Origin of the sequence: Cellulomonas septica, from assembly GCF_012396155.1 — a bacterium.
Classification (GTDB): Bacteria; Actinomycetota; Actinomycetes; order Actinomycetales; family Cellulomonadaceae; genus Cellulomonas; species Cellulomonas septica.
The window spans coordinates 1-2,893 of the sequence record NZ_JAAXOY010000464.1 but is presented as its reverse complement, the minus strand read 5'-3'; the positions used below and the strand labels follow the sequence as shown (position 1 = coordinate 2,893).

Sequence of the window (2,893 nt, the reverse complement as noted above, 5' to 3'; positions counted from 1 at the left end):
CGCCCACCCCTTGACGAGGCCCGTCGGGTCGAAGCCGTCGCGCCACCGCCACGCGTCGAACCACCCGAGCGTGCGTGCCAGCGCGGTGCGGCACAGCCGCTCGACCTCGCGCAGCTCGGGCCCGGCGTCCGCGAGCGCGAGGTCGCCGCGCCGTACCCGCGACAGCTCGGAGTCTTCGCGGAACGGGCTGAGCAGGGCGTCGAGCCGGTCGACCTCGGCGAACGCCTGCGCGACGAGCCCGGCCGTCAGCGCGTCGTGCGCGGCCTCGCCGCGCACGTGGACGCTCCACGGCATGCCCATGTGGTGCGCGACCCAGGCCCGTCGCGGCACGGCGGACGGCTCCACGACGGTCACGAGAACGCCTGGTCGATCGCATCCTGCAACGACTGGACGTAGCCGTCGCTCGTCACGGTCGCGCCCGAGACGAGGTCGATGCCCGCGCTCTGCGTCTGCACGACCTCCTGGTCGAGCTGCGGGATCGCGTAGGCGTTGATCTGCCGGTCGCGGCCGTTCGCGTCCGGGTAGACGACCGCGTCGGCGGACGTGATCCGGCCGTCCTGCACGACGATCTGCACCTGCACCGGACCCCAGCGGGTCTGCACCGCGGCGCCCGTGAACGTGCCGGACACCCCGGTCGAGCCCTGCGCACCGTCGGTGGCGCCGCTCGACCCGCCGGCAGTGTCCGCGGACGAGTCGGGCATGCCGTCCGAGGTGCCGGCGTCGGAGTCTTCGGCGGAGGACGCACCGCCGGTGGACGAGCCACCTCCGCTCGCCTGCGCAGCGGCGGGGGAGTCGGCGGCCGCGTCGACGGACACGTTCCGGCTGGTCGGGTAGGCGAAGAGGGCGACGAGACCGGCCACGGTCCCGACGGCGAGGGCGAGGATGCGTCGCATGGTGACCTACCAGTCGTAGCGCTCGAGGTGGAGGGCGGAGTCGGGCACGCCGGCGGCGCGCACCGCGGCGACGACGGCGTCGGCCCAGGGACCGGGACCGCACACGACGACGTCGTGCTCGTCGAGGTCCGGCACGAGCCAGCGGACCGCGTCGGGGCCGGGCACGTGACCGAGGTCCGCCGGCAGCCAGGTCGTGCCGGTGATGCTGCGCGCGCCGGTCAGCGGGACGTAGCGCAGGCCGCGGTCGCGCACGAGCCAGGCGACGTCCGCGGCCAGCGGCGTCTCCTCGACGGTGCTCGTCCGCAGGACGAGGGTGTCGGTCCCCGGCTACCACGCGCTGTCGTGCAGGAGGGCCATGACGGGCGCGACGCCGGAGCCCGCCGCGAACCCCGCGAGCCGTGGGCGCGTGCGCACGCGGGGCGTGAGCCGTCCGTACGGCCCCTCGACGAGGACGCGGGTGCCGGGCCGCAGCCGGGCGAGGCGTTCACCGTCGTCACCGCGCGTCCCGACCGTGAGCCGCAGACCGGCCGAGGTGGGCACGGCGGACAGCGACAGCGGGTGGCCGCGCGTCCACCCGAGGCCGGTGAGGAAGCGCCACACGAAGAACTGCCCGGCGTCGACGCGGAGCCCCTCGAGGTGTCGCCCGCCGACGTGGACGGACACGAGGCCGGGGGCCTCGGCCACGACGTGGTCGACGCGCAGGCGGTGCCGCAGCGACGTCCGCAGCGGCGCGCCGACGCGAAACACGAGGACCGCAGCGACCGCGGCGCCCCAGAGCGTCCACCAGAACACCGCGGCCCACGGGCGTCCGACGAAGTCCGTCCCGGTCCACAGCTGGTGGGGGACCGCGAGCCCGACGCCGAGGTACGCGTACAGGTGGAGCAGGTGCCAGCTCTCGTACCGCACCCGGCGGCGCGCGGCGCGCACCGACGACGTCACGACCGCTACCAGCAGGGCCGTGCCCGCGGTCGCGATCAGCATGCCGGGCAGCGTCGTCACCATGTCCCACGCCTCGCGCACCACGCCCGAGCCCGCGGCGAGCGCGTACGACACGACGAGCGTCGCGATGTGGACCAGGAGCAGGTGGAACGACGTGAACCCCGTCCACCGGTGCCAGCGCGCGAGCCGGTCCTGGCCGAACGCCCGCTCGGCCCACGGGATGCGGGCCATGCCGAGCACCTGCAGCAGCAGGAGGTCGCTCGCCACCAGCCCGGACAGGCGGCCCACCGACCCGAGCACGTCGGCTGGCGACCCGGCGAGCGCACCCATGCCGCCGCCCGTCGCCCACAGACCGACGACCCACACGACGGTGGCCCACGTGAGCGCGGTGACCGCATCGGGCCACCAGCGCGCCGTGCGGGGCGGACGCAGACGCACGGGGAGCGGCGGTGGCGCGGCGGCCGGGGGCTGCGCGACTGTCGTGGTGCTCACGGGACAGACGCTCGTGGCCGTTCCTGGGAGGACCCCGTGAGGAGCGCGGGAGGCGGCCATGAATGGGCCGAGCGGGTGGCCGCGGGCCGGGGGACCTCCGACCCGCAGGCCCCGTCACCGGCGGGACGTAACCTGCCCGCATGACCCCCTCCCACCCGCGGCTCCGGCGCGACCGCTTCACCGTCGCGCTGTACGGCTGCTTCGTCGTGTGGGGGTGGCTCCTCTACTCGTTCAACCCGAGCGTGCCGCTGCTCGCCGACGACCTCGACCTCACCGGCGCGCAGGCCGGTCTGCACGGCACCGCGATGGCGGCTGGGGCGATCCTCACCGCGTTCCTCACGCCGCGCTCGGTGCGCGCCCGCGGGCGGCGCTGGACGCTGCTCGCGTCGTGCGCCGTCGTGGTCGTCGGCATCACGGTGCTGCTCACCGCGGGGTCGCTCGCGGTGAGTCTGCTCGGGATGTTCGTGGTGGCGATCGGCGGGAACCTGGCGATCAGCTCGGCGCAGCCAGGGCTCGCGCAGCACCACGGCCCCGCGGCGTCGGCGGCGGTCACCGAGGCCAACGGCGTC

The 2,893-nt window shown here is 75.6% G+C and carries 5 protein-coding genes; 1 reads left to right on the top strand and 4 read right to left on the bottom strand.

Going from position 1 to position 2,893, the window contains the following annotated elements; genetic code table 11:
* The 4 genes from HGA02_RS15105 to HGA02_RS21100 form a co-directional block, all read right to left on the bottom strand.
* The coding region (locus HGA02_RS15105; protein WP_343035503.1) for an FAD:protein FMN transferase at positions 1 to 354 on the bottom strand (354 nt) is incomplete at its 3' end.
* Positions 351 to 893, bottom strand: coding sequence for an FMN-binding protein (locus HGA02_RS15100; protein WP_168679840.1), 543 nt, complete (start codon positions 891 to 893; stop codon positions 351 to 353). The genes HGA02_RS15105 and HGA02_RS15100, both read right to left, overlap by 4 nt.
* A gap of 6 nt (positions 894 to 899) precedes the next feature.
* Positions 900 to 1,145 (bottom strand): hypothetical protein, encoded by a 246-nt coding sequence (locus tag HGA02_RS21105; RefSeq protein ID WP_246247857.1) that lies wholly within the window; start codon positions 1,143 to 1,145, stop codon positions 900 to 902.
* Positions 1,146 to 1,220: 75 nt separating this feature from the next.
* Positions 1,221 to 2,324 carry a ferric reductase-like transmembrane domain-containing protein gene (locus HGA02_RS21100; RefSeq protein WP_343035502.1) on the bottom strand — a complete coding sequence of 368 codons (1,104 nt, stop codon included), beginning with the start codon at positions 2,322 to 2,324 and terminating at the stop codon, positions 1,221 to 1,223.
* Positions 2,325 to 2,464: 140 nt separating this feature from the next.
* Here HGA02_RS21100 and HGA02_RS15090 point away from each other — a divergent pair.
* Positions 2,465 to 2,893: MFS transporter (locus tag HGA02_RS15090; protein ID WP_168679839.1), on the top strand; the 429-nt coding region annotated here is incomplete at its 3' end.